Origin of the sequence: Synechococcus sp. MW101C3, assembly GCF_002252635.1 — a bacterium.
Classification (GTDB): Bacteria; Cyanobacteriota; Cyanobacteriia; order PCC-6307; family Cyanobiaceae; genus MW101C3.
The window spans coordinates 1-26,233 of sequence record NZ_NQKX01000009.1; the positions used below are offsets into that span (position 1 = coordinate 1).

Here is a 26,233-nt window from a genome sequence, read left to right on the forward strand (position 1 = left end):
GAGGCGGGCCCGGGGCCGGCCCAGCGCCGGGCAGGCGCCCTGCTCCTGGCCCGCTGGGGCGCGCGCTGGCCAGGGGCTGAAGGGCTGCTGCGCCAGACCTGCCAGCTGAAGGCGCCACCACTGAGCGCCGCCGAGCGGCGGGGGCTGGCACGGGGGCTGGGGGAACTGGGTGATGGCGCCGCAGCAACGGCCTGCCTGGCGGGGGCGCCGTCTGATGCGGCCACGGAGCTGGTGATCGGCCGGGCGCTGCTGAAGGGCACGGCGGCCCAGAACCAGGCGGGCGAGGCGCGGCTGCTGGCCCTGGCCAGCCGCTGGCCGAAGGCACCGCAAGCGCTGGAGGCCGCCCGCCTGCTGAGCGGCAACGACAGCCCGACGACCCTGGCGCGGCTGGCACGGTTGCCACAGGCGTTGCAGCAGAGCGCGCCGGTGGCAGCCCGCCGCGCCGCCACCAGCGGCAGGGGCTGGCAACAGGTGCTGGGCCGCTGGCCCACCGATCCCGCCAGCTGGGAGCTGCAGTGGGAGCTGGCGCGCGAGGCCCTGCTGAAGCGCCGCTGGGCGGCGGCGGCGGTGCTGCTCTCGGCGCTGGAGCCGCAGCAGTTGCCCAGCCCACTGGCGGCACGGCAACTGTTCTGGCTGGGCTACGCGCAGCAGGAACTGGGCGAGCAGGAGGCCGCACGCCGCTCCTGGAGCCAGCTGCTGGAGCGCAACCCCTGGGGCTACTACGGCTGGCGGGCACGGGTGCGGCTGGGGCTGGATGCCCCGCTCGCCCTGCGCAGCAACGGCAGCAGCGAGGACACCATGCCGCCCGCCCGCCCGTGGCAGCCGCTGCGCAGCGGCAACGGCAACCTCAACCGCCTGTGGCGGCTAGACCAGCCGCTGGAGAGCTGGGAGCGTTGGCGCACGGCGCGCCGCAACCAGCCGCCCCAGCAGCCGGCGGACCTCACGGTGGAGGGCCGGCTGCGCCAGGGCGTGGGCGACGACTGGACGAGCCTGGGGCAGCTGGAACTGGCCAGCCTGCGCTGGGTGGGCGCCAGCTGCCGCGCCAGCCTGCCGCTGGAGCAGGCGCTGCATCCGTTGCGTTTCGGCGCGATCTTCGGGGCGGCGGCCACGGCGGAGCGGCTCGACCCTGCCCTGCTGCTGGGGGTGGCGAAGCAGGAATCGCGCTTCACGCCGGGGGTGCGCTCGCCGGTCGGCGCCGTGGGGCTGCTGCAGCTGATGCCGGCCACGGCGGCGGAGCTGGCCGGGGCGCCGGTATCGGATGAACAGCTGCGCCAGCCGGAGGTGAACGTGCCGCTGGGGGCCCGCTACCTGAACCAGCGGCTGCGCCAGTGGAGCGGCAACCCCTTCCTCACAGCCGCCAGCTACAACGCCGGCCAGGGCTCCGTGGGCTCCTGGCTGGAGGAGCCGCCCGACCCCAGCCTCTCGCTCAGCCGCGAGCCGGAACTGTGGGTGGAGGCGATCCCGTTCCCCGAAACCCGCCTCTACGTGAAGAAGGTGCTGGGCAACGTGTGGAGCTACCAGTCGCTGGCGCAACAGCAAGGCTGCTGAGCATCAACCGCAAGGCCGCGGCCTCGATCGGCTCACTCACACCTGCAGCGGCCGCCAGATCCCCTCGAGGAACATCCAGCGCCCCAGGCCGATGCCCATCAGCACGTAGAGGCTGAGCACCAGAGCCAGCTGCGGCGGCGGGGGCACCACCCGGATGCGGGCGAGGTCGAGGCGGGCCAGGAACACCGAGGAGCCCAGGATCATCACCTCGGCCACCAGGCGGCCCAGATCGATCATGTAGATGGCGAGCACGCTCACCACCAGCAGCGAGAACACCAGCGTGAACACCTTGCTGGCGTTCATCAGCCGCGACACCTGGGCCAGCAGATAGCCGGGCATGGTGCAGAGCACCACCACCATCAGCGAGTGGAGGCACTCCACCGACAAGAACAACTGCTGGTGGCGCGGTAGGGCCAGCAGCGACACCGCTTCGTGGGGGTAGACCAGCACCCACTGCATGCCGAGGTAGGCGCTCACCGCCAGCAGCACCACCAGGAACGGAGCGCGCACGGGGAGCAGCGTGAGCCGCAGCAGGGCCATCACCGGGCCGTTACGGGGTTGGGCCTTCACCATGGCCGGCGCAGGCGGGGGGCAGGCGCCGTCATCGGGGCTCCAGCACCAGCGCGATCGCTTCGAGCGGACAGCTGGGGATGCACTGTTCGCAGACCAGGCAGCGTTGGGCATCGAAGCTAAGCCGCCAATCGGGTGGCGCACTGCTAAGGGCGCCACTGGGGCAGACGCTGGAGCAGATGCCGCAGTCGACGCAGCGGGCTGGGTCGATGCGGATCTCCCCGGGGGCGCGATCGAGCGAGAGGCCAAGGCTTTCCAGCCACAGCTCGGCGGCGTCAAGCTCGTCGATGTCGCCGGAGAGCTCCACCACCATGGTGCCGCTCTGGTTGGGGGCCACCTGGGCGCGCAGGATCTTGGCGGCGATGTCGAAATCCACCGCCAGGCGGTAGGTGATCGGCTGATGCACCGCCTGGCGCGGGAAGTGAAGGGTGAGGCGGCGCTTCAACGGAGGGGTGGGCGCTGCGGGATCCCATGCTGACGCAGGCAGCCCCGGCCTGCAGCGCGTAGCTGCCAGAGTGCCCCAGCCCGAGGCGAGCCATCCACGCCCCGATGACTGAACCGCCCATCGACCCCATTTCCTCACCACCACTGGGGCGCCGCGAACGCATGGTGCTGGCCGGCCTGGCTGCCCTGCTGGCACTGGTGCTGTTCTTCGCGCGCGGGTGGCTGCAACCGCAGGCGCCGCTGGAGCAGCTGGCGCGGCGGTCGCTGGAGCTGCCGGTGGCGCTGGCGAATGGACGGCCCACGATCCTGGAGTTCTACGCCGATTGGTGTGAGTCGTGCCGCACGATGGCTCCAGCGATGGAGGCGGTGGAAAGCCAGAACCGCGGGAAGCTGAACGTGGTGCTGCTGAATGTGGACAACCCGCGCTGGGGCCCGGAGCTGGATTGTTTTGAGGTGAACGGCATCCCACAGCTGGAGCTGTTCAACCGCAAGGGCCAACCGATCGGCCGCTCGCTGGGCCTGCGCAGCCCGGCGGAACTGGCCGCGATCACGATCGCCCTGCTCGACGACAAACCGTTGCCGCGCCTGGCCGGCGTCGGCAAGAGCAGTGGACTGGAGCAGGGCCCGCAAAGCAGCGACCCCGCCGCCGTCGGCCCACGCAGCCACGGCTGACGACACACCCACCCCTCACCGAGCCTGCCGATGGATCCCCGCTTCCGGGTTGAGCTGATCGCCGCCACCCCGAACCCGCAGCAGTGCGTGTACGCCGGCATGCATCAGGACTACAGCGAGGGCTTCGTGGCCGCCGACCGCGCCAACTGGCCCGATGAAACCAAGGCTGGTGAGATCTGCGTGAAGCGCCTGCTGGCCGGCGAACGCGGCCACTACGGCCCGCTCGAGCACGCCCAGATTGTGCTGAACGTGGGCTGGTTCCCCCATTCCGTGATGCAACAGGCGCGCACCCATCGCGTGGGCGTGAGCTTTGATGTGCAGTCGATGAGATACACGGGCGACAGGATTCGCAAGGCCGCTAATGGTGAAATTGACCTGGAAGAAGTGTTCTACTTAAGGCCCGTGGGCGCCTATAGCGACCGCCAAGGCAAGAAATACATCTACGACGAAACGCAGCGGGGCATCGATCTGGAGCTCTGCCGTGCTGCAGCGGGGCGTTACCGCGATCTGCTGGATGCCGGCTATGCGGAAGAGCACGCCCGCGGCATCCTGCCGTTCGACTACCGCCAACACTTTGTGGTGAGCTTCACCCTGCGCGCGTTCCTGCACTTCCTCGATCTACGCGCCAAGCTCGATGCCCAGCAGGAGATCCGCGAACTCTGCGATCTGATGTGGCCCCACCTGCAGGATTGGGTGCCGCAGTTTGCGGAGTGGTACGAGAAGAGCCGGCTGCATAAGGCGCGGTTGGCGCCTTGAGGACGAGAGTCTGACGTGGACGAAAAGCCTGAGGCACAGAATGGGCCCAAGGCCTTAGCGAGACAGGCCTTCCAAATGCTCGACGTCTTACCCAGCCCTCTCAACCCACCGCTCGATCAGCTCGACAGCCGTTGAAACTCCATCCTCCGCCCGAATCCGCTCACCGAGCGTGGTTGCCTTGGCGCGGATCGTGTCATCACTGACAGCAACCTCGATGGCCTCACTCAGACGTTCAACAGTGAGCTTGCGCCGAGGTACGCACGTCGGCCCGACTCCCAGGTCGCTGACACGCCTGGCCCAGAAGCCCTGATCGCCCAGCACAGGCGTGACGATGGACGGCACGCCAGCCGACAAGGCTGCGGCTGTGGTGCCGGCGCCGCCGTGGTGCACGATGGCCGCCATGCGCGGGAACAACCAAGCGTGTGGGATTGACCCCACCATGCACACGGAATCGGGCAGATCGTTCGTTGTGAGCCCGCCCCAGCCGGAGGAGAGCACACCACGCTGGCCGGTCCGCTGCAGCGACTCCAGCACCAGCTCTGCCGTCGCCTCCGGGTTCGTGCTTCCCATGCTTCCGAACCCGACGTACACCGGAGCTGGCCTCCCATCCAGGAAGGCCACCAGCTCTGCCGGCGGATGCCAATCCTCTGAAGGCTCAAGGAACCAGTAGCCCGTGACATGGTTCCGGGACGGCCAATCCTGCGGCACCGGGATCACGTGCGCGCTGTATCCATACAGGCACCAGTGGCCCGCGCCAGCCAGCGCAGCGAACGGCCCCCAGAAGCCCGACGGCTTGAGACCCAGAACCTTCACCCGAACGGTGGCGTCCGCCGATCGCGACGATTGCCACAGCATCTGCTGGGTGACGCGATGGGAGGGAGCGTTCGCCCAGGACGTGAGCGGCGTCTGAGGGACTGGCGTGAGCACGCCCGGAAACGCGCTGGTTGGCGAAAACGGGTACAGGTAGGCCTGCACGAACGGAACAGCAAGCTTCTCTGCGAGCGCCTGTGCAACAAACAGCCCACCCAGACCACTCAGGATCACGTCGACGCCGTCGCAGGCGGCGAGACCATTCGTGGCCGCCTGGACCGCCACCCGTTCTGCCGACACCCCCATCGCGGCCATGATCTTCAGAAAGTTGCCCGCTTCCAGGAGGTCATGCATCTCGCTGGCGATCGCCTCGGTGCTCACCCCCGTGTCGCAGAACTCCAGCCCATGAGCCCGCACGAGCTCGCCAAAGTCGCTGGATGTGACAACGCGAACGGAATGCCCCGACCGCTTGAGCCCCACCCCGAGCGCAACGTGCGGCTGCACATCGCCTCGACTACCCAGCCCAATGATTGCGATTCGCACGTGGCCTCAATCCCTTGGTTGATCTTTCCAACGCTGGCTGTCAAGACTATCCAGATCCTTCGTGAAAATGACACGGTCTTCACCTTCACCGTCGTAGCCCACAGCCACGGGCACGCCGCCGACCTTGTGGTCGGAGTCGAGGAGAGAGAAGCCAAGGCGACGATGGAAGGCAATCGAGTTGCGATTGACAGGAGCGGTGACGCATCGAGCAGTGCGACAGCCAAGCGAGGCGGCCGTGGCAAAGAAATGCTCGTAGAGGCGGCGTCCTAACCCTTCTCCACGTCGCGCGGGGTGCACGCCAATGAAGTGGATGTAGGCCTGGTCGGGAAAGGTCTGCGAAACGAACCCGATGAGGAACCCAACGATCTGTCCATCCGCTACGGCGGTGAAGCTGGTGGAGCGGAAGTGAACGAAGAAGAGCTTGGGGAGCATGGCGGCCATCGGCCGACCACCCCACCATTCATCAACGATCAAGATGATCGGTTGGTAGTCGTCCTGCTCTACATGTCTGATGGCTATGTCCGCCACAGCCTCCTCCCTAGCAAACAGCACGCCCAACGCCAAGATCAGAAGCGGGCTGATTCTTAAGCAGAGCGATAATCTGCCGCTTCCGTCTTCTGTATCTTGATGTTAGGAGGAAATAGTTCATTTGCCTAGCATTCTACTCAAAGCCATCTCGACGTCATCCCAGTCATCCAGCCAGACAATGCGGATTCCGAGATGAGAGACAGAGGATTCAATCCAGCTCTCAGCATGCTTTCGATCTCCTGGTGTCGTGCGAGGGCGAGTTCGTAGCCACCAATGTCGCGTAGAATCTCCTCTGTGATTTGAATCAATCGCAAGCAATTCACTTTGTCGAACTGAGTGTGCCCACGAAAGCCATCGTCTCATATTTGGATCCGAAAGAGAGACTCCAATGAAGACCAAGTGAGATGTAGTTGCTGCTGACAAAAAAGTGGATGACTGCCATGAATACGCTTGATTCGACAGTGCTAGGTACTGCGACTCAGAAAAAACAAGCTTGTCCTCGCTAGTAAACGGCTGGCGGGGACCTTGCAAGATACCTGGAACCGGGAGTAAACCATGGCAATAGACGTAGGGAATTCTCGTTGGGCGGATGTTGGATGTAGATCGTGTCACAACATCCATGGTTTTACGGAGAGCCCCTGGCTCAGGGCTTGCACCGAGAAGCAATCGAGTCGAATGATTGATCAGCCCAAACAGCAGCGGCTCTGCGTTGAACGACAATACGCTGGAGGGTGCCAATTCTGTCCCAAAGAGGGGAGATACCACATTTGCAATTGCCGACGCTGAACATGCACTAAAATGAGCAGCTCGGATGGGTGTAAATTCATTCCAGCAATCAAAGTCGATTTCCCCAGGGTTTTTTGCACTTAGGATTCTCGAGGTGGTTGACCATTCCCGATCACTGAGTTTCGATCTCAAGTTTCGGTAGAGTTCCTCAGCAAGCCACAGAGCAAAGCTATTATCATCCAATAGCAATCGATCCTGAGCGGCCTGAATTAATGCATCTGCTGCAGACTCCTTGCGCAGAATCGATATCAGCTTCGCTGGCTCTTCCACTGGATTAGTTCCAGGAGAGTGAACCCATGCTTCAAATAATGTCTCGACCAGACCATCCCAAGTTGGGAAGGCACCACGGGAAGTACCTGCGCCTACACAAAGGCTCCATCCAGCTGTACTTGCAGCCGAGCGAAGCACAGAGGCAATGTCCGTTGCGGTCAAGCCAGGTTTCGCCATAGTCGCTCGCTTTGATTGATTTTATATCCTCCAGACGCTGCCCCTGAGTGGCAGGCTAGAAGTGTAGAGCGCAGGAAGGAAATCGTTGGCGGCCTGTCCACTCGAGGGGCTTGTTAGCCATGTTCTATGCATCATGATGCATTGCACGTAGAATCATCTTCATCACTTCTTTATTGGCATTAAGATGTTGCAAGGCAATATTGGGATGGGCAAGGGGAAAAACTCGGAAGATCTCGTCAGCGAATGCTTGACCGATAGACCTAACCCCTTCAAAATCAAATACCACGACTTTAAACTTATCAACTCGAGCAAGCAATCTTTTGGCTTGAGATCTTGAGACGAGATTGTTATCACCGTACTGAGCCAACTCCACTGGAACAACTGTCTTTGTAAATCCGTAGTCTTCGCCAGTGGAAAAACGGTCAAACACTTTCTTGGTAGTTCGCGACGTGTGGTTATTCAGTTTCATGGTTACGAATGTTCCTGCGCCGTCTTGCTTTGCCTGAAAGATCCAGTCTTCCTTCTTTCCAAAGTGATGCGAGAAGATGACTTCTCCTGATAGAATTGCAAAATCATCAAACATTCTAGAGCTAAAAAAGATTCCTTCTCCCGAGTGGCGCGATGGATCTGTTGTCAGCTTTCCCTTGGCAAGCTCAAGAACTGCATGTCGTTCGTCGAGAAGCCCTAGAGCGTGCTGAATCTTTTTAAAGATTCCAACTCCATTATCGAGAATCGCGATCTCTGTTTCGGCAGCGGTCTTTGAGATATGCACACTAATATGTGTGCCGCTGGAATGGTCGATGGCGTTGTTAAAAATCTCGGTGAAGCCGTAATACCAGATTGATTTCACATTTTCAGCCATAGGCCCAAGCTTGGGAGCGACTTCCCTATCCCAGACGATATCCTCAGCTAGCTGTGTGTCTATTTCGAAGCTCAAGTCACATTCTACAAGTGGCGCAAGTGCATAGCGCTTGTTACGAGTGGTTCCAGTTTCCGTAACTGCACCCTCCTCAATTAAATGCTGAATGTGCTTATGGATAGCTTGGCGAGAGCATTCAAACTTTGCCATCGCAATCTTTACGATGTCACTTGGATGCTCCTTTACGTTGGCAAGGATGAAGTTTCTTACCGCTTCCCCGCGGCCGCGGATTTTCGACACGAACCTTTGTCAACCAGCTCAACTCCTATTGTCAACCTAGGCATGCCCTTTGTCAACCCTGCGATCTGGCTAACGCTGCCCCTGAGTGGCAGGCATGGAGCATGTGGTGGCGCAGCTGAGGGTAAAAGGTGGCCTGCCCACTCGAGGGGCTTGTTAGACGGGCCTGCGCGGCACAGGCGCTCTTATGCTAAATGGTATCGTCGGAGTGCCAGTAGTAAATGTGCAGCCTTTAAGGAAAACTGCTCCACCCTTCATGCGGTCACCTTCCGCAGTGTAGAGTCGAATTGTATTCAGAGCCAACTCACTAATATTCAGATCCCCTGACAACATACACTCGCCCGATACTCTGGCCACACCTTCATCAACACTCCTCCCTTGCAGGTCCTCTCCACCAAGAACCTTAAACTCCAGAGTGAAGACGGCTGCAGTGGCATTTGGACGCTCCGTTGCATAAAGCTCCACGGATGAGCCAATTCGATGACATGCTTGCCATCCTTGATCAGAAGTAATCGATTCCATTTCAGGCACAACAGCTTCGGTAAGGGCTTGAGCAATCTCCTCATCATCGACGTGAGGAAGCTGCGATTGAATCGACCTAAGAACGTCTGAGATAGTTGAAAACAGCCGAACTCTTCCACCACCTTCCTCTGCCAGTTCGGGTGCAAGAATTGGGCGCTTAGCCTGCCTGTCTTGAAAGTCTCCATCATCTGTGATAAGCAGACAATTCTGATTTACATCCAAGATGCACTCCCATAGAATGCAGTCTCTAAACTGCTCAGACGTCCTTGCTGGAGGGCGATGATCAAGAACTCGATCTAGTGCATTCCTCAGATGCTTCTCAAGGACCTCGACTCGAAGGACTAAATCGCTGATTTCACTCAGCCTGGCCTCGGCAGATTGTCGAAAGGAATCCTCAGAAGGGAAAGAAATGCCTGGCCGACTCCCAGTAAGTTGCTGGACTATTCCCATGCTTCGCTCAATATTTCTCACTGCATCAGTACCTGCCCGTTCCACACCAGCCAGAATCTCTCTATATGTAGTTTCAGGAAGCAGGAGTTTTCCGCCAACTTGTCGAACTGCATATAGAAAGGCAACTCCTGAAGCAGTTCTTAAGAGCCGCTCCTTGATCCAAACGTTCGTGTCTAGTGCAAAGATCATGGTCATCTCCGTCTAACGCCAAGTTGACCTGCATGTTGCGAAGCAGCTTGTCAGGTTGAAGTTGATGTTAGGTGCTCTTCAACCTGCCTAAATAGCTTGATACATTCTTCAGTAGACTCTCTGACGGCGATTAATGCATCTTTAAACGTACAGTCGGCGAAACCCTGACTGCCAGGAGGAAATTCGATCTTTTTTGAAAATGAATAGTAGGCAGAGGTTGTAGTTCGTGGCGGATTCAGTCGCCAGCCAAAGTGCTTTAACTGAAGCAGCTCAAAGAGACGTGGAATGCTGCCATCAAGCGCCATTCGTGCTGTAGCGGACTGCTGCTTGCGACGTCCTGATTCATCATATCCACTTTCGAATTGTGCCTTTATTGTGGCGCCTTGAACTTGAATTCCCAAGTCAATGATTTCGCTCTCGATGGTTAGCTTCGGGATTTTACAAGGATTCTTGATATCAATAAGTGCAATACCTCTCGTTTCAGTTATAAGGCAGTGAGCGCATTCGAAATTCAGGCTTTCGGCAATACGCTGGAAGAAGGCCTTTTGCAGGATCGTTTCCAGCCCATTTTGCGCAATATATAATGCTGATTTAGACTGTCCGACAGATTTTTGCTTTGCTAACTTTGATGAACTCCCATCAGAGAAGACTTTCGGAAACATTGTGTGATCAGAGAGAAACTCGTTTTTTATAGTTACTAGCTTGTCTAGATTTTCAATGTAGTCCAGAATAATCTCACTCTTGGTTTGAACTCGCTTCAAGGAACTGAGGACACTGTCGTATTCAAGCATCATCCAATCCTGTCTTGAAGGCGCTTCGCCTAATAGACTCAGGAATAGTTTCATGATCTTACGATCAGGAAACATTTCTGTCAACATAGTTGAATACTTGCTCAGCTGATCGCTATGCTCCGAAATTTTTATCTTGTTTTCGATTGCAATAACCGCATCATCATATTCAAGTAAGATGTCAATGCCATTGCATTCGGCAACACTTGCGCGCAGTTGCCCTCTAACATTAACTTGGGTCCAGCTAGAAATGATCTGCAGTTTGTCACTCTCTGAGATGTACTGATTTGAATCGGAAAAGAGCCAAGCCAATGCAGCTGAGTGACACTTCTCAATTGCGGCTTGCTGGAGAAACGAAAAAAAACTCATTGCTTCAGACATGTAAAGACTGTCCACCTAACGCTGCCCCTGAGTGGCAGGCAGGGAGCCTGTGGTTGCCGTTCGAAACTATTATGGCGGCCTGTCCACTCCAGGGGCTTGTTAGGCCTCGCTGCGCGATGCTGCTATGGATAGGCCTGCGTAAGGTTGTCATGTTTCAGCCTCAACGCTGCGAACTCGCGTTCGGAGGCAACGCCTATGTGCGGCTCGCCGTACCTTTTGCGAGTCTTCTGCTCGACTGATGACTCAAATAGCCTAAGCTTTGCGGCATCGATGGGCTCTTCGTATACGACTAGAATGTCGATATCTCGATACGATTTTCTCCTAATGAATGAGCCAAAGACGAACACTCGGACTCGGTGTGGAGGAACTGACTCTTGCACTATCCGCTTGATTCCCAATAGCCGAGACTCGCGGTCGGCTCTGAGCAGAAAGTTCAAATACTGATCGCCCTTGTGATTAATGGCACCCATAAACTCGCCGAGCATGAAGAGGCCAATGCCGCGATCGACGCACTGATGCTTTGCTGAGTCGGAGTATTTCCCAGCAGGACTGGAGCAAATGATCACATCAACAGCAGGATCAACTTCCAGGACTCGATCTAGGGTGTAGTCTGTAAAGTAGTATGTATTCGTTACAAATACCTTGAGTGTTCTGCCGTCGCGGAGTTCAACAAGCATTGTGCCGCGATTCAACTCTTGCAGAGTTGCGATTGCACTGTGGTCGGAAAGAAATCTCTCGATGTATGTCTTGACTGTGTTGTAGCGGAACTCAAGTTCCTCTTGTGCAACTACCTCGGGCGCCTTCGACTCAATGCCAAGTCGAGTCTTGACAAAGTGATCAAAGCTTCTAGGAAATAGCTTGTAGTCATTGACTTTCTGATCGGTCAGGCAGTTGTCTTGAAATGCATCGGCATGGATCTTGTACTCAAGCATCTTCCGGTAAACATCCCATGGGTACGTGAAGTTCTGCTTGTTACTCTCGATGAGGGCAATGATTCTTTGGTTGTTTGGCAGAATAGTATCCAGGCAACGCTTCTTCCAAATCTTGACTCCATCGCCGCCGAGGCCGCCCAAGACATTGGCAGAGTAAGGGCCGCATTCGCGAAAGAGTGCTGCGTTCTCTTCAAGCAGGTCATTTACCTCCGCAAGAAGAGCCTTTTCATCTCGGATAGTTGGAATAGAGAAGAGAGATCTGATCTTTCCAGCATGAGTAGATTTCCAGCTTTGCATTTCCTCCACGGAGAAGACCTTCTCAAGTTCGTCGACTACCTTGTGACATTCAAGGCAAAGCATTATGAGGTTGGTTATCCCTTCTTTGTCGATGTAACCCGCGAGTTCGTGGTCGCTTCGAGGGCCGGAAGTGCCGTGTCCAATTATGTGGGCGACGTTTGCGATGCTGACGGATTCATCTGCAACGGCGATAAAGAGGGGCTTATTGCAGTTTGGGTTCTGGCAGAACCCGCCACACTGCGCCCAAAGTTGGCGCGCGGTGTTGAGTGGGACTGATTTTCTGGTATTGGACATTAAGCAGGCAGTAGAAAGCTGTGTTCGCAAGGCCTAACGCTCCAAATCAGAAGCGGGCAGGGATCTCGGCGTAGAAACTAACCATTGCTCCCGTCTTCTGAATTTGGGATGTTAGGCGTCGTCAAGCAATATAACCAATAAATCAGAAAGAATCCTCTAAGAGCTGGCGCTTGGGCAGCGAGGTAATTCGATATATGAGAAGATTCTTTAGGACCGTATCAAGATCGTTCACTTCTTCTTGAGTTACGGCTTGGCCGCCGTGAACTATTCGGTGCCTCTGCTTTAATGACCGTTGGACTATCTCAATAGACCGACAACCCTCTTCACTATCTTGGTAGACTTGCGTGATTTCTTGTCTAATATTTTGCCATATCGATTTGGTCTTTAGCCTGTCTAACCCTCCAATTAAAGCATACTTTTTTTCATTTACTTTATCAGGCAAATCTGTTGACCCTGACGGAGGATTGTAGGTTTTTACCTCGCCAATAAACTTATTAATTAGATGAATTTCCCATTCATCTCTCATTTCAGTGGGGCTCAAGCATTCGATCGAAGTAATTAGCATTGTGAATCGTGACTTAAGGTTAGCCTGGAGTGTTGAGCTACGGTAGAGATCTAATGAAAGACTAAGCCTCTTATCTGATTCTGGAATGATTCTAGTGGCAATATCGAGACCTGCCCGAAGCCCATCTAGAACGATCGGAGCGCCCACAATTGATTCACCGCCCAGCATTCTTGTATGAATAAACCCATATGGAATTTTGTAAATGTGACTAGATGGCTTTCCCGCAATGCTTTTAAAACTGCAACCATCCATAACATTGGAGTGGCGTTGGATCTCATCAATCCTTAGCTCCGCTTCAGTTGTTATACCTCTATCAAGCATTAGCCAGTGAAATGCAGTCTTTAGCTTGTCTAGATAGGCAATAGCCTCCTCTTCTGTTGAAAAACCAGATACTGTCAAGATATTGAGATTATCCTTCTCACATTTAAGCTCAACCTCAAATTCCCAGAATTCTATACTGGCTACACCTTCAAACTCTGTATAGGTTAGAGAATGAAATAGAAGGACCAGCCTACAGGCGTACATCGGATTTTGGCCGAAGCGGGTCTTCACCGTAGCTTGTCTCCCGTACGCCTAACTTGTTCTTGGACAGTTCCGCAAACCACGCCGCATTGCCGTTCCTCTTCTGCAAACCACCGAAAGGAGGCCTCCAGGGGCATCCGGCAAGCCTGATCCCGCATAGGTTTTGAACAGTCTGCTGAGAGGAGACAGCGTGGTTCGCAGGTCAGATAACCACTGTTCGTTGGGATACAGAGCGTGCTGGCTTCTTCCAGAGGTGCCGGCTTCTTGAACCACACCCTTGCCAAGCCAAGAAATCGCACCATCTCTTTCAGCCTCTAAACCCATCACAAAAAAACAGCTCCCAGCACCCGCACTCCCCGAATCCCTCATCAAACCTTCGCCAACGTCACCCGCTCCGGCTGGTGCTGGTACTTCCCGGCGCGGTCGCTGTAGGTGGTCTGGCAGGGTTCGCCTTCGAAGAACAGCAGCTGGCAGATGCCTTCGCTGGCGTAGATGCGGCAATCGGCGCCGGAGGAGTTGCTGAATTCCAGGGTGAGGTGGCCCTCCCAGCTGGCTTCAGCGGGGGTGGTGTTCACGATGATGCCGAGGCGGGCATAGGTGCTCTTGCCCAGGCAGATCACGGTGATGTTGGCTGGCACCCGCAGCAGCTCCAGGGCCACCCCCAGCCCGTAGGAATGGGCGGGCAGGATGAAGTAGTCACCGTCGTCGTCGTGGTGCAGCGGCGCCGGCTCCAGGTTGGCCGGGTTGAACCGCTTCGGGTTCATCACCGTGCCCGGCACGTGCCGGAAGATCAGGAACTCCTTCGGTGACAGCCGCAGGTCGTAGCCGTAGGAGGAGCAGCCGTAGCTCAGCACCGGCGCCGTGCGGTTCTCGGCATCGAGATGGCGCACCAGCGTGGCCTGGAACGGCTCGAGCATGCCCGCCGCGGCCTGTTCGTTGATCCAGCGGTCGCACTTGAGCATGGGGTCAGCAGTTGCGGCGGAGCTGGGTCACCTGGTCGGCCATCGCCAGCAGCGCGGGCGGCATCGATGGCCCCGTGAGGATCACATCGAGATGAGCGGGCCGTTGCTCCAACGTGGCCTCCACCTCCGCCGCCGGCAGGTAGCCCAGCGCGATCGCCAGCCCCAGCTCGTCGAGCACCATCAGATCCACCGCCCCGTCGAGCAGCTGGCACCGCGTGTAGCCCCAGACCTCCAGCACCGCCTCTTGCTCCTGGGCACCGGACCCCTCGGGCTCCGCGGCGGCCGGTTCGGTCAGGCAGGCGGGCATGGCGGGCCGCAGCCACTGCAGCCGGCCGCACAGCCACAGGCTGCGCTCCAGCCCCTGGTCCACGCCGCCCTTGAGGAACTGGCTGATCAGCACCCGGCTGCCCAGCCCCGCGCTGCGCAACGCCTGGCTGAACACGCCGGAGAAACTGCCGCGAAACGGCGCCGTGTGCACCTGCAGCTGGCCTTCGGTCTGGGCCGGGGGCACCAGGGCCAGCGGACGCGGTGCCGTGGGTGCCACAGGGGCCACGGGCGCAGCCGCTGCCGCGCCATGGGGGCGGCCCGGGCCGTGGGAGCGGGGGCCACCGGCAGGGCCAGCACCAGAAGGCACACCACCGCTGGGCGTGGAGGGGTTGAGCAGGCTGGCCGTCATCAACACCCCGGTGGCTTCGCGAAACCGAATGTAGCGGCGCCAGACCCGGAATCAAGGATCGGACACCACCCCTAGCGCATACGTTTGTACTACTTTGCGGAAATCCCGTCGACACTGGGATTCTGCAGACGGATGTCCACAGGGAACCGTCCAGTTAGTGTGATCGGCTACATGGAGCACGGAAGTCGATCCGTAGCTTCCAACCACTTGTCCAACCGTCATGGTCGGCGCGATGCGCGGATTCAGCCGCACCAGCACCACCCCCGCGCCCGTCACCAGCGGCTTGGCCTCCTCCGCCAGTGGCTCCAGCACCCTGCTGGACGTCATGCGTGGGCTGAGCGGCTGCACCAGCGAAACGGTGGAGCGCGGCAAAACGATCTTTTTCCCCGGCGACCCGGCCGAGCGCGTCTACCTGCTGCGCCGTGGCGCCGTGCGGCTTTCGCGCGTTTATGAGAGCGGCGAGGAGATCACCGTGGCCCTGCTGCGCGAGAACAGCCTCTTCGGCGTGCTCTCCCTCCTCACCGGCCAGCGCTCCGATCGCTTCTATCACGCTGTCGCCTTCACCCGCGTCGAGCTGGTTGCCGCCCCGGCCAGCTCCGTGCGGCGTGCCATCGAGCAGGACGCCAGCGTGGGTCTGCTGCTGCTCCAGGGCCTCTCTTCCCGCATCCTGCAGACGGAGACCATGATCGAGACCCTCACCCACCGGGACATGTCCTCGCGGCTGGTGAGCTTCCTGCTGGTGCTCTGCCGCGATTTCGGTGTCCCCGGCACCGAGGGCATCACCATCGATCTGCGCCTGTCGCACCAGGCGATCGCCGAAGCGATCGGCTCCACCCGCGTCACCATCACCCGCCTGCTCGGCGACCTGCGTCAGGCCGGCCTCGTGCAGGTGGACCGCAAGAAGATCACCGTGTTCGATCCGGTGGCGCTGGCCAAACGCTTCAGCTGAAGGCCCGCGGCCGATACTGGACCCCCTCGCCCTGAATCGTGTCCGGCTGGCTGCTGATCCTGGCCCTGCTGACCCTCGGGGGGGTGCTCGCCACCCTCGGCGATCGCCTCGGCAGCCGCGTCGGCAAGGCCCGGCTCAGCCTCTTCAACCTCCGCCCGCGCAACACCGCGGTGCTGATCACGGTGCTCACCGGCAGCCTGATCAGTGCCGTCTCGCTCGGCCTGATGCTGGCCGTCAGCCAGCGGCTGCGCACCGGCCTGTTCGAGCTCGACAGCCTCGAGCAGAAGCTGCGGGACAGCCGCGACGCCGTGCAACGCAGCGATGCCGCCCTGAAGCGCAGCCTCTCGGCCCAGCGCGACGCCCAGCAGGCGGTGGGCCGGGCCGAACGGGGCCGCCAGCAGGCGCGCCGCCAGTTGGTGGCGGTGGAGCAGCAGGCGGGCCGCCTGCGCCGTGAGCTGCAGCCGCTGCAGAACCAGCAGCAGCAGCTGCTGCGCCAGCGCGATCGGCTCAACAGCGACATCCGCGCCCGCGACCAGGACATCCGCCGCACTGAAGCGGAGCTGGCCCGCGTGAAGGGGCAGATCGCCTCCGGCCAGGCCGAACTCAAAGATCTGGAAACCAAGCTGATCGCCCTGCGCCGCGGCGATGTGGTGATCAGCAGCGGCCAGCCGCTGGCCACGGCCAAGGTGAGCGTCAAGCAGCCGGGCCAGGCCCGTGCCGCCATCGATGCCCTGCTGCGCCAGGCCAACCAGTCGGCCTTTCAGCGGGTGCTGCCGGGGGAACCGGTCAACCGGCCGATCCTGCTGGTGCCCCGCGAAGACATCGCCAAGCTGGAGGCCCTGATCCAGAAAGGTGGCAACTGGGTGGTGAGCATCCTCTCGGCCGCCAACGTGCTGCGCGGCGAGCAACAGGTGCTCGGCTTCCCCGACCTGCGGCCCAACAAGCAGGTGATCCGCCAGGGCGAGGTGATGGCCACCACGCGGCTGGAAGGCAACGAGATCTCGCCCGAGCAGGTGCGCAACCGGCTCAACCTGCTGCTGGCCGCCTCCTTCGCCAAGGCGCAGCGTCAGGGGTCGCTGGTGGATGGGGTGCAGTTCGATGTGGCCAGCTTCAACCAGCTGGGGCGGGAGCTGAGTGAGCGGCCGGCCGGGCAGGCGGTCAGCCTGGAGGCCGTGGCCGTGCGCGAGGCCGAAACACCCGATCCGGTGGTGCTGGAGATTCGCCGCCTCGATGGCGGCCCCACGCCCCCCTCCTCGCCGAAGCGCCCCTCATGAGCCCTACGCCGGCGGCCGCCGCCTCACCACCACCAGAGCCACCACCAGAGCCACAGCCAAAGGCCCTGCCGCTCCCCGCCCATGGCCCCCTCGCCGCGCTCGATCCAGGCCGCTGCAAGTGCGGCCTGGTGCGCTGCGACCCGGCGCGGCAGCAGGTGCTGGCTGCCTTGATCCTGGAGCCGGAGCAGGCGCTGGCGCAGCTGCGCGCCTGGCAGGCCGAGGGCGCGGTGGCCGGCGTGGTGCTCGGCGATGGCACCGGCAGCCGCCACTGGCGTCAGCGCCTGGCGCCGCTGCTGCCCCTGCAGCTGGTGGATGAGCGCAGCACCACCCTGGAGGCACGGCGGCGCTTCTGGCAGCTGTTCCCGCCACGCGGCTGGCGGCGCCTGTTGCCCGCAGGCCTGCGCCAGCCGCCCGGCCCCTGGGACGATGTCGTCGCCCAGCTGCTGCTCGAACGCCACCTCGGCCATCCGCTGACGCGGCCCCCATCCCTGCCGCCGGCCGCCTTCTAGAAGCGCGCCCGCACCGTGAAGGCGTAGTCGCCGCCAGGCTCCAGCTGGTAGTCGGCCTTGAGCAGAAAGCGCAGCAGTGCGTCCTGGATCAGGGCACGACCCAGCGAGGGCTCCACGGTCAGCTCACCGCGATCGAACGCCCAGCGGAAGGTCCAGGCGAAGCCGCCGGCCACCACCTCGCCCTCCAGCAACTTCTGGGTGAAGCTCTGGTGCAGCACCCGCAGCTGGGCGGTGGTGGCGGGAAGACGGCTCACGGAGGAAGGAAACGCACGGAGTCAGACGGGAGGCGGAGCATCGACAGGCAGATGGAGCCAGACGAAAGCGGGACCACGATGAAGCTGCTGGAAGCAGCCTCAGGCCGTTGTGGGCTGAAAACTGTTCAGGCGATTACCGGCCCGTTCATAGCCCAGCCGCTGGATCACCCCCAGCCCCGCCAGCACCTCGTCGAGCACCGCCTCCACGCAGGCCTGCTCGCTGGGCTCGAAGCGGCCCAGCACGTGGGAAATCGTGCGGGCCTTGCGCGTGACCGGGTCATCGGCCGGGGCGCTGATGCCGATGCGCAGGCGGGGAAACTCCTGGCTGCCGAGATGGCTGATCGTGCTGCGCAGGCCGTTGTGGCCGCCGGCACTGCCGGCCAGGCGCAGCCGCAGGCGGCCCAGCGGCAGGTCCATGTCATCGACGAGCACAAGCATCTGGTCAGGACGCAGGCCGAACCAGTCGAGCGTGGCACGGATCGACCGGCCGCTCTCGTTCATGTAGGTGGTGGGCATCAGCAGCCGCAGGCGCTGGGCCCCCTGGCCCACATCCGCCAGCAGGCCCTGCAGGCGCGCATTGGCGCGAAAGCTCACCCGCTCGCGCGCCGCCAGCCGCTCCAGGGCCATGAAGCCCACGTTGTGGCGCGTGCGGGCGTACTTGTCGCCGGGATTGCCCAGGCCCACAACCAGCTGGAGGTCGCCCGTGCGGGCCTCACCGCCCGGCGTGGAAGAGGCGGTCATGGCCGTGGCGGAACGAAGCGGCGGAAGCAGAGTGGCAGAAGTGAAGCGTTGAACTCAGGCAGCCGCCGCAGGCGGTTCGCTGGCAGCAGGGGGTTCAGCCGCTGCGGCGGAGCTGGCTGCTGGAACGGGAGAAGCAGTGGTGGTGGCCTGTGCAGGCGCAACAGTCTCAGGGGCGGGAGCCTCTTTGATCGCCACGCTGTTGGCGGTCACCACCGTGTCGGCTTCGGAGTCGATCGCCTTGCGGAACTCCTGCTCGAAGTTGCTGGAAGCCGACTGGAAGCCCTTGAGCGTGCGCCCCAGGGTGCGCCCCAGCTCGGGCAAACGCTTCGGGCCGAACACCAGCAGGCCGATGGCCGCGATGACCGCCATTTCCGGCAGCCCGATCCCGAAGATGTTCATGCAGCGGAGCCTGGGTCAGGAACTGAGGCGAAAACAGGCGGCAAAGCGGCAGGCCCGGCAGCCTGTGCCGCCGGACTCTTAGGCCGGAGGATTCAGAGGCAGATCAGCCGAGGCCGTTCCAGTTCACGGTGATGCCGTCAAGCAGCAGCGACTTGTTGTACAGCTGCAGGATCACGAGCAGGAACACCAGGAACAGCACCATGAAGATGCCCATCACCGGCGTGGTGCCCCAACCGGGCACCACCTTGCCGTACTCGGAGTTGAGCGGGCGGAGCAGGTTTCCCAGTGGGGTGCGTTGCGCCATGGCGGGTGAGCCTCTCGGACACATGGATGGGGATCGTTACTGTAAGGGTCGAGGCGGAGACCGGCGCGGTCACTGTCGAGAGTTGTGATCCACCTCCGCCACCCCCAGCAGCCGCCCCTTCCTTGACCGAAACCTCCTCCCCCGCCCTGTCGATCGCGATCACCGTGCTGGTGGCGCTGCTCGCCCTCACCGGCTTCGGGGTCTACCTCGCCTTCGGCCCGCCGTCCAAGGGCCTCACCGATCCGTTCGACGATCACGACGACTGATCCTGAGCGCGCGCCAACCGCCGCACCCGCAGCTGGCGCAGCTCCCAGGGCCTCAGCAGCGGTCCTGCAGACCCGTCGTCCACGACTCCATCCATCCGCGCCTGAGCGCCACCCTCCACCGGCCCGATCACCTGCCACCCCGCTGACAAACCGAGCGGCTGCCGGCAGGGCGAGAGGTTCTGCACCATGAGCCGCACCACGCCCGGCTCCGCATCCGGCGCGATCACCACCGGATCGAGCTGGGCCGAGCCCAGGGCGAGCGCCGCTGCTGGTGGCGTGGCTGGCTCGGCCGCCGGATGGCACCAGGTGGGGGCGCGAAACGCGCGGGCCGCCGCCGGAACCGCCGCCTGACGCCACCCATCCGCGCAGGGCATCAGCGCGAGCCGCAGGCGCTGCAGGCCGTTGTCGGCGCCGGGATCGGGCCAGGTGGGGCCGCGCAGCAGCGATACGCCAAGGCGGTCCGCCGTGCCCGACACGCCCTGTGGCCCATCCAGCAGCAGCGCCAGGCCGCCGCGCTCCGCCTGGCTGCAGGTCCAGGCGATCGCCGGCACCTCCCAACGGGCCTGTTCGCGGGCGGTGCAGGGCACGGCAGGACGCTCCAGCACGCCCGCCGCGGTGTCCGCCGCCCAGCGGCAGGCCCGCTGTTGCAGCGGCACCTCCAGTTGCAGCAGCTCATGGCGCTGGCGCCAGTGCACCCGCAGCACCAGCTCGAGCCAGGGGCTGCCCGCCAGCAGGCGCAGATCCAGCCGCAACGGGCTGGCCCTGCACTGCCCCCGTGCCACCAGGCGCACGCACAGGGGCCCCTGCTCCACCAGCTCCAGCGCCGGCTCCCACTCCAGCGGCAGCGGGTGCTCGCGGTGGTCCGCCGCCAGATCCCAGGCATCCCAGAACTCACCGCTGTCGCGCCAGCGGCGCCACTGCAGCGGTGCCGCCAGCTGGGGCTGCCCGTCGGCGCCGCAGAGCTGCTCCAGCCCGCCCGCCCCCAGTTCCGCCGTCAGCAGGCCGTTGCCGATCCGCCAGCGCCCCTCCCCGAGCGACGCGCTCCACACCGGCGCCTGCACCTCCTGCGGCGGCGCGGCTGGCGCCACTGCCGGCAGCGGCCGGCGCTCCAGGGCCAGGGGTGTCAGCCCGGCCGCAGGCGGTAGCTGCACCCAGCAGCCGCCTCCCGGTGCCTCCTGCTGGGGCAGGGGCCGCTGCGCGAGTGTCCAGCAGCCCGCCGGCAGCCGCAGCGTCAGCGCCGCCGCCGGCAGGGGCTGCAGCCGCATCACCCACCAGGGCTGGCCGGCCGGCAGGGCCTCAGCCGCCGGCGCCCCTCCCTGCAGCCAGGCCAGCAGCAGGCGATCGCGGCGCTGCCGCGCCTCACGGCGGGCCCGGCGCCACTGCGGCTCCGCCTGCTCGAACACCTCCGCCACCGACGTGCCCGGCAGGATGTCGTGGAACTGCTGAAACAGCAGCGTGCGCCACCCGGCGCGGGCCGAACCAGCTGCCTGCGTGTCGCCCTCCGGCGCCGTGACTCCCGCCGCATCAGCCCACAGCAGCGCCGCCGCCAGGTCGGCTTCGCGCAGCAGCCGCTCCAGGGTGCGGTTGTGGCGTTTCTGGTCGGGACGGCTGGTGGGGCAGGCGCGGTGCAGCTCCAGGTAGAGCTCGTCGCGCCACACCGGCAGCTGGGCGCGGCAGGGCTCCAGCCGTGCCAGGTAGGGGCGCACACCGCCATGCACCTGCGGGGCGGCGGCGGGCTGCTGCTGCCACAGCGCCAGTTGCTCGTACATCTCCGCTGTCGGGCCGCCGCCGTGGTCGCCCACACCCGGCAGCCAGAGAGCTTCCTCGTGGCCGGTGGCCCGCTGCCACTCCAGCCGGTAACGCTCCATCGCCAGCGGATCGCCGCCGGTGCCGATCGGGGCGGTCATCAGCGCCAGCACTTCGGCGCCGCAGCGGCCCCGCCAGCGGAACAGCCGGTGCGGGAACGGATTCGTGGCATTCCAGGCCAGCTTGTGGGTGCAGAACCAGCGCACCCCGGTGGCCGCCGCCACCACCGGCAGACCGGCGCCGAAGCCGAAGCTGTCGGGCAGCCAGGCGAGCGGGTGCTCCCACTCCGGGAAGGTGGCGCGGCTGTACTCCTGGCCTTCCTCGAACTGGCGCAGCAGCGACGCGGTGCCGATCAGCACGGCATCGGTTTCCACCCAGGGACCATTGAGCGGTTCCCAGCGCCCTTCCCGCATGCGGGCGCGGATCGCGGCAAAAAGCTGGGGGCGGTGCTGCTCCAGCCAGGCGTAGAGCGCCGGGGTGGAATGACCGAAATGGAGGGACGGGTCGCGCTCCATCAGCGCCAGCGTCGAGCGGAAGGTGCGCTCGGCCGCCTGCCAGGTGTCGGCCACCGGCCACAACCAGGCCAGATCCAGATGGGCATGGCCCGCCACCTGAAAACCACCCGGCGGCGCCAGCACCGCCCGGGCCCGCGCCGCCGCCACCTCCAGGCTCAGCGCCGCCGGGTCATCGCCTGGCGCAGGGCTGACGGGAGCCGGGCTGCCGGCCGTTTCGCGCAGGGCGGCGAGCTCCAGGGCCGTGGCCAGCAGCAGGCCGCCGGGATCGCGGCGATCGAGGGGTTCGGCCTCGATCCGGCTGTGGATCAGCGCGCCATCGTCGTGCAGCGGGCTGCGCAGCTCCAGCTCCAGCTGCAGCGGCTCCCCGCGCCACCAGCGCTCCGGCAGCCGCCAGCGGCAGGCCGCGTCAAACAGGTCACCGCGATGCACCGGCTGCCCATCGACGCGCAGCTCGGCCTCAGCGGCCCACCAGCTGAGCACCAACCGGGCCAGGCCCGACGGGTCAGGCTCGCCGCGCCACAGCTCGGGACACACCAGCGTGGTCCGCAGCAGCAACTCCTGGCCACCGCGGGGCCAGAGGATCAGGCCTCGGGCGTGCCAATCGGGCCGGTACCGCCGTCCCCAGGCCTCACCGAGGGCCACACGCCACTCCCCATCAGGGAAGCGGCGGCACCAGCGGGGCTGCAGGTCGAGGCAGGAACGTGATCGAAACGTTTCAATCCAGGGGCGAAGCTCGGGATCGAGGCCCTGCGTCATCGTTTCCGGTCGGGTGCGACCCATAGGATGATGCCGCTGCCGAAGGGTCGTTCAGGGCCCGCCTGGCGCCTGTCACTCCCTGTCACCCGCCGGACCGGACCATGCTCGCTCTCAAGATTTCGGTTTACTCGGTCGTTTTCTTCTTCATCGGCATCTTCGTCTTCGGCTTCCTGGCCAGCGATCCCAGCCGCACCCCCAGCCGCAAGGACCTCGAAGACTGAATCCCCCGGCCCAGCGCACCGCGTCCCGCTTCGGGCCGGCGCTGGGCCAGTGCTCGCCCTGCCCGACAGCGGCCTCTGACCACGGCCGTCGTGGCAGGATCAGCCGCTGATTGGGAAATCGCGTGCCCTCAGCCAACCCACTCAGCTGGGCCATTGGGGTTGCAGGCGTGCTCGTGGCCTGGTCGGGTGCTCCCAGTGTGGAGGCCCGCAACCTTCCCCCATCCCCCCAGCCCCTGGAAGCCGCCGGCGTCACGCCGGGCACCGAGTCTGCTGGGGATGAGGGCGCACTCAGCCCCTTGGCACTCGGCGACGCCAGCGCTGCGGCCGCGGCCACCCCATCGAGCAATCCCGGCAATCCCGCCTCCCTGCCCGCCCCGCCGGTGCCACCCCCGGCCGCTGGCACCGGCAACGCCAACGCCACAACCCCAGAGAACGGCCGCCCGGATTCCTTTCCCAGCCAGGGCCAGGACCCCAGCCCGGTGCCGCTGCCCGGTGGTGGCCCAGCGGCTGATCTGGCTCCCGCGCCGGCGGCCGCGGCGGCCTCCCCGCCGCCCCTGCTGCTCGACATCACCGCCGATCAGCAGGGCTTCGATCTGGTGATCAACCGCTATGTGGCCACCGGCAATGTGTCGGCCCAGATGGCGGGTGGCCGCCTGATGGCCGACCGGCTCGAATACGACACCGTGAGCCGGACCGTCTACGCCACTGGCAGCGTGCGGTTCCAGCGCGGCAACCAGTTCCTGCAGGCCAGCAAGCTGCGTTTCAACCTGATCGAAGGTCGTGGCGAGATGGAGGACGTCTACGGCGTGCTCGACCTCACCACTGCCGCTGTGGATCTCAATCCGGAGGTGCCCCCGGCCGAGCCCCTTGGCCCACCACCATCGCTGGCTTGCCCCACCGAGCTGCCGCCGGTCCCGGACTGGCACCCCTATCCCTGGGCTGCTACGGCATGGGCCGGTCAGACCACCAACGCCGGCTTCGGCGAAACCTTTGTGTTCCAGGGGTCCCTGCGCAACGACTACCTGCTGGGCGCAGGCCTGCAGCGGCGCCTGCTCCAGGCCGGACCCTTCGCCCTCGAACTCGACCTCAACCTGCTGGGGCACAAGGCCGCCGCTGAGAACAGCGCCGGCATCGCCGCCCAGAGCTTCGGGGAAATCACCGCCGGCATCGGGCTGCGGGCCTGGCTGCAGCCCTGGCTCAGCCTGGGCATCGTGCAGGGGGTGAGCCTCAACACCAGCTTGAGCAACTTCGAATGCAGCACCCGCGAGGATTGCGCGCAGTTTCTCAACTATCTCGCCTTCGAGGTGGAGGGGGCGTTCTCGCCGCAGTGGTCGGTGGTGGGCCGGATTCATCACCGCTCGGGCGCCTTCGGGGTCTACAGCGGTGTACGGGAAGGAAGCAACGCCTACCTGGTCGGGCTCCGGCACCGCTTCGGCAACCCGCCGGCCCGCACGGCGAACCCGCAGGCTGAGCTGCTGCCGCCCAAGGGCTGCCCCAACCGCGGCGCCGAGCCGCCCGAGCGGCCCCGCTCGCTGGCCGAAGCGCTGGAGCAGGTCGCGATGGGCGGCACCACCCCCGCCGAGCCCCAGCCCCCCGCCCGGCCCCCGGTCGGCACCGGTGCCGGTGCAGCGAACGGCACTGGCACTGGCACCAACGCGGGTACCACCAGCGCCGACCCGACGACTGAGCGGCCCAGCTTCCGCGCCCTGCGCGCCCAGGAGGCGGAACGCCGCAAGGCGATCGCCGCCCTCACCGATCAACGCATCAGCGATGTGCAGGTGCGCGCCGGCCTGGCCTCCGAGCGCCGCTTCGGCATTCCAGGTGGCGGCAACGCCAATACCGATGACGGGGATAACACCAACAACGACTTCGGGCCCGCCAGGCCGCCCCAGGTGCGGCAGCTGGAGAGCAACCGCAACCCGAAACTGGTGGACGGCACCCTCACCCGGCTGCGCTTTCAAGCCGCCCGCGCCGTGCTCACCGCCGAAGGCTGGCGGGCCGATCGGGCCAGCTTCACCAACGATCCATTCACGCCCGCCCAGTCGTGGATGGATGCCGACGACGTGCTGGCCGTGCAGGACAAGAACGGCGACACGGTGATCACCTCCCGTCGCAACCGGCTGATCCTGGAAGATCGCCTGCCGATCAATGTCACCAGCCGCACCCGCATCCGCAAGGAGCAGGAGGTGCAGAACCGCTGGGTGCTGGGCGTCGACAACGAAGACCGCGACGGCTTCTACGTGGGCCGCCGCCTCAAGCCGATCGGCATCGGCCAGCGCGGCACCCTGCAACTCGAGCCCCAGTTCCTGCTGCAGCGGGCCTACGAGGGCACCACCAGCAGCTATCCACTGCCCGGACAATCCGCCGGAGCGGATCCTCAGTCGCAACCGAGCACCCTCGGCGATCTGTTCGGCCTTGAAGCGCGCCTGCAGGCACCGCTGTTCGGCTTCGACGCCGACCTCAACCTCGACATCTCCACCTTCGAACCCGCCAACTTCGCCAACGGCACCCGGAGCTGGGGCGAACTGGTGCGCCCGCTCAAGTTGCCGCTGCTGGGCACGGTGAAGTCGCGCATCTTCGGCGCCTATCGCTTCCGCATCTGGAACGGAACGCTCGGCGAGCAGGACGTCTATTCCGCCTACGGCACCTCGATCGAACAGCGTGGCGAGCTGCCGCCTGTTGGCAACTTCAGCAACAGCTACTTCTGGCGGCTGGGTATTGGCAACTATCAGAGCAACGAGTTCTTCGAGAACGGCGGCGAATCGCAGAACTTTGCCCAGCTGTGGCGCGGGAATGCCTTCGGCGCCATCAACAGCTCCCTCACCCTCTGGCGAGGCAAGCCGCTGCCCTCCACCCCGGAAGGGGCACTGCGCTATTCGCCGGTGCCGATTGTGCCGGGGCTCACCTTCAACACCAACATCTCTGCCAGCCTGGCCTACTTCGGAGATGGCACCCGCCAGAACGTGTTCTCGCTCTCCGGCGGGCCCACGCTCACCCTGGGCCACTTCAGCAGGTCCTTCCTCGATTACACCCAGCTCACCATCACCGGTGGCATCAGCTTGCGTGATGGCCTCAGCCCGTTTGCCTTCGATGCCGCCGTGGATCTGGGCACCGTGGGCATCGGCCTCACCCAGCAGCTGGTGGGCCCCCTGGTGCTCAATGGCGGCATCGGCCTGAACGTGGATGCCAGCTCACCCAACTACGGCGAGATCACCGGTTCGTACGTGGAGCTGCGCTGGCAGCGCCGCTCCTACGCCTTCAGCGTCTACTACAGCCCCTATGAAGGGATCGGTGGCGTGCGCGTGCGGCTGAACGATTTCGGCTTCAAGGGCACCGGCGTGCCCTTCGTGCCGTATGAGCAGCGCATGCGCGGACAGACCGGCGATGGCCTGTTCTGAGCG

General features: G+C 63.3%; 26 protein-coding genes. 9 read left to right on the forward strand and 17 right to left on the reverse strand.

Annotated features, from left to right (window positions below; translation table 11 throughout):
- Positions 1-1,548 (forward strand): lytic transglycosylase domain-containing protein (locus CJZ80_RS12000; RefSeq protein WP_094513547.1); only part of this gene is annotated, 1,548 nt, incomplete at its 5' end.
- Between the two features lie 36 nt (positions 1,549-1,584).
- On the opposite strand, the gene CJZ80_RS12005 is transcribed toward CJZ80_RS12000, so the two are convergent.
- A complete protein-coding gene (locus CJZ80_RS12005) occupies positions 1,585-2,121 on the reverse strand; it encodes a hypothetical protein (RefSeq protein ID WP_233133060.1) in 537 nt (178 codons plus the stop codon).
- Between the two features lie 28 nt (positions 2,122-2,149).
- Positions 2,150-2,563: an NIL domain-containing protein gene (locus tag CJZ80_RS12010; protein WP_094513552.1), complete on the reverse strand. Its 414-nt coding sequence runs from the start codon at positions 2,561-2,563 to the stop codon at positions 2,150-2,152.
- 104 nt (positions 2,564-2,667) lie between these two features.
- Between CJZ80_RS12010 and CJZ80_RS12015 the strand changes: the two genes are divergently transcribed.
- Complete coding sequence (locus tag CJZ80_RS12015; RefSeq protein ID WP_094513555.1) at positions 2,668-3,234, forward strand: thioredoxin domain-containing protein; 567 nt, start codon at positions 2,668-2,670, stop codon at positions 3,232-3,234.
- A gap of 30 nt (positions 3,235-3,264) precedes the next feature.
- Positions 3,265-3,990: an FAD-dependent thymidylate synthase gene (gene thyX, locus CJZ80_RS12020; protein ID WP_094513558.1), complete on the forward strand. Its 726-nt coding sequence runs from the start codon at positions 3,265-3,267 to the stop codon at positions 3,988-3,990.
- Between the two features lie 87 nt (positions 3,991-4,077).
- On the opposite strand, the gene CJZ80_RS12025 is transcribed toward thyX, so the two are convergent.
- From CJZ80_RS12025 to CJZ80_RS12065, 10 genes are all read right to left on the reverse strand, one after another.
- The gene (locus tag CJZ80_RS12025) at positions 4,078-5,343 is read right to left on the reverse strand and encodes a glycosyltransferase (protein WP_094513562.1); all 1,266 of its coding nucleotides are present in this window, start codon (positions 5,341-5,343) and stop codon (positions 4,078-4,080) included.
- A 6-nt stretch (positions 5,344-5,349) separates the two neighbouring features.
- Positions 5,350-5,895: a GNAT family N-acetyltransferase gene (locus CJZ80_RS12030; protein ID WP_233133085.1), complete on the reverse strand. Its 546-nt coding sequence runs from the start codon at positions 5,893-5,895 to the stop codon at positions 5,350-5,352.
- Positions 5,896-5,988: 93 nt separating this feature from the next.
- Positions 5,989-7,089 (reverse strand): SIR2 family protein, encoded by a 1,101-nt coding sequence (locus CJZ80_RS12035; RefSeq protein WP_158217481.1) that lies wholly within the window; start codon positions 7,087-7,089, stop codon positions 5,989-5,991.
- A gap of 139 nt (positions 7,090-7,228) precedes the next feature.
- A complete protein-coding gene (locus tag CJZ80_RS12040; protein WP_094513565.1) occupies positions 7,229-8,263 on the reverse strand; it encodes an STAS-like domain-containing protein in 1,035 nt (344 codons plus the stop codon).
- 153 nt (positions 8,264-8,416) lie between these two features.
- The gene (locus CJZ80_RS15175; RefSeq protein WP_144037024.1) at positions 8,417-9,427 is read right to left on the reverse strand and encodes a PIN domain-containing protein; all 1,011 of its coding nucleotides are present in this window, start codon (positions 9,425-9,427) and stop codon (positions 8,417-8,419) included.
- Positions 9,428-9,471: 44 nt separating this feature from the next.
- Positions 9,472-10,605 carry a PD-(D/E)XK nuclease family protein gene (locus CJZ80_RS12050; protein WP_094513570.1) on the reverse strand — a complete coding sequence of 378 codons (1,134 nt, stop codon included), beginning with the start codon at positions 10,603-10,605 and terminating at the stop codon, positions 9,472-9,474.
- Positions 10,606-10,712: 107 nt separating this feature from the next.
- Positions 10,713-12,143, reverse strand: a complete 1,431-nt coding sequence (locus CJZ80_RS12055) for a nucleotidyltransferase domain-containing protein (protein ID WP_198948309.1) — start codon at positions 12,141-12,143, stop codon at positions 10,713-10,715.
- Between the two features lie 112 nt (positions 12,144-12,255).
- Entirely contained in the window at positions 12,256-13,230 is a 975-nt protein-coding gene (locus CJZ80_RS15180; protein WP_144037025.1) for a hypothetical protein, read from the reverse strand.
- 338 nt (positions 13,231-13,568) lie between these two features.
- The gene (gene dcd / locus CJZ80_RS12060; RefSeq protein ID WP_094513575.1) at positions 13,569-14,162 is read right to left on the reverse strand and encodes a dCTP deaminase; all 594 of its coding nucleotides are present in this window, start codon (positions 14,160-14,162) and stop codon (positions 13,569-13,571) included.
- Positions 14,163-14,166: 4 nt separating this feature from the next.
- A complete protein-coding gene (locus tag CJZ80_RS12065; protein ID WP_094513579.1) occupies positions 14,167-14,838 on the reverse strand; it encodes a cob(I)yrinic acid a,c-diamide adenosyltransferase in 672 nt (223 codons plus the stop codon).
- Between the two features lie 220 nt (positions 14,839-15,058).
- Here CJZ80_RS12065 and ntcA point away from each other — a divergent pair, with 220 nt between their 5' ends.
- Genes ntcA through CJZ80_RS12080 form a run of 3 tightly spaced genes read left to right on the forward strand, consistent with a single transcriptional unit; the run spans position 15,059 to position 17,570 of the window.
- Positions 15,059-15,787 carry a global nitrogen regulator NtcA gene (gene ntcA / locus CJZ80_RS12070; RefSeq protein WP_094513583.1) on the forward strand — a complete coding sequence of 243 codons (729 nt, stop codon included), beginning with the start codon at positions 15,059-15,061 and terminating at the stop codon, positions 15,785-15,787.
- Between the two features lie 38 nt (positions 15,788-15,825).
- Complete coding sequence (locus CJZ80_RS12075; RefSeq protein ID WP_094513586.1) at positions 15,826-17,061, forward strand: DUF3084 domain-containing protein; 1,236 nt, start codon at positions 15,826-15,828, stop codon at positions 17,059-17,061.
- On the forward strand, positions 17,058-17,570 hold the full coding sequence (locus CJZ80_RS12080; RefSeq protein ID WP_233133061.1) for a resolvase: 513 nt from the start codon (positions 17,058-17,060) through the stop codon (positions 17,568-17,570). Before CJZ80_RS12075 ends, CJZ80_RS12080 begins: the two co-directional genes overlap by 4 nt.
- On the opposite strand, the gene CJZ80_RS12085 is transcribed toward CJZ80_RS12080, so the two are convergent.
- The 4 genes from CJZ80_RS12085 to psbH form a co-directional block, all read right to left on the reverse strand.
- The gene (locus CJZ80_RS12085; protein WP_094513590.1) at positions 17,567-17,824 is read right to left on the reverse strand and encodes a DUF3146 family protein; all 258 of its coding nucleotides are present in this window, start codon (positions 17,822-17,824) and stop codon (positions 17,567-17,569) included. The genes CJZ80_RS12080 and CJZ80_RS12085 overlap by 4 nt on opposite strands.
- 99 nt (positions 17,825-17,923) lie before the next feature.
- The gene (gene pth / locus CJZ80_RS12090; protein ID WP_094513593.1) at positions 17,924-18,565 is read right to left on the reverse strand and encodes an aminoacyl-tRNA hydrolase; all 642 of its coding nucleotides are present in this window, start codon (positions 18,563-18,565) and stop codon (positions 17,924-17,926) included.
- A 54-nt stretch (positions 18,566-18,619) separates the two neighbouring features.
- A complete protein-coding gene (locus CJZ80_RS12095) occupies positions 18,620-18,964 on the reverse strand; it encodes a TatA/E family twin arginine-targeting protein translocase (RefSeq protein ID WP_094513595.1) in 345 nt (114 codons plus the stop codon).
- 103 nt (positions 18,965-19,067) lie between these two features.
- A complete protein-coding gene (gene psbH, locus CJZ80_RS12100; protein ID WP_071800830.1) occupies positions 19,068-19,268 on the reverse strand; it encodes a photosystem II reaction center phosphoprotein PsbH in 201 nt (66 codons plus the stop codon).
- A 122-nt stretch (positions 19,269-19,390) separates the two neighbouring features.
- On the opposite strand from psbH, the gene psbN reads away from it, so the two are divergent.
- Positions 19,391-19,534 carry a photosystem II reaction center protein PsbN gene (psbN, locus tag CJZ80_RS15730; protein ID WP_233133062.1) on the forward strand — a complete coding sequence of 48 codons (144 nt, stop codon included), beginning with the start codon at positions 19,391-19,393 and terminating at the stop codon, positions 19,532-19,534.
- Here the strand turns inward: psbN and CJZ80_RS12110 are convergent.
- Positions 19,522-22,635: an alpha-mannosidase gene (locus CJZ80_RS12110; RefSeq protein WP_233133064.1), complete on the reverse strand. Its 3,114-nt coding sequence runs from the start codon at positions 22,633-22,635 to the stop codon at positions 19,522-19,524. The two genes, psbN and CJZ80_RS12110, sit on opposite strands and share 13 nt — an antisense overlap.
- Positions 22,636-22,712: 77 nt before the next feature.
- Between CJZ80_RS12110 and CJZ80_RS12115 the strand changes: the two genes are divergently transcribed.
- Both CJZ80_RS12115 and CJZ80_RS12120 read left to right on the forward strand, forming a co-directional pair.
- Positions 22,713-22,832, forward strand: coding sequence for a photosystem II reaction center protein I (locus CJZ80_RS12115; protein WP_006172424.1), 120 nt, complete (start codon positions 22,713-22,715; stop codon positions 22,830-22,832).
- Between the two features lie 122 nt (positions 22,833-22,954).
- Positions 22,955-26,230 carry a DUF3769 domain-containing protein gene (locus CJZ80_RS12120; protein ID WP_233133065.1) on the forward strand — a complete coding sequence of 1,092 codons (3,276 nt, stop codon included), beginning with the start codon at positions 22,955-22,957 and terminating at the stop codon, positions 26,228-26,230.
- Positions 26,231-26,233 lie beyond the last annotated feature (3 nt).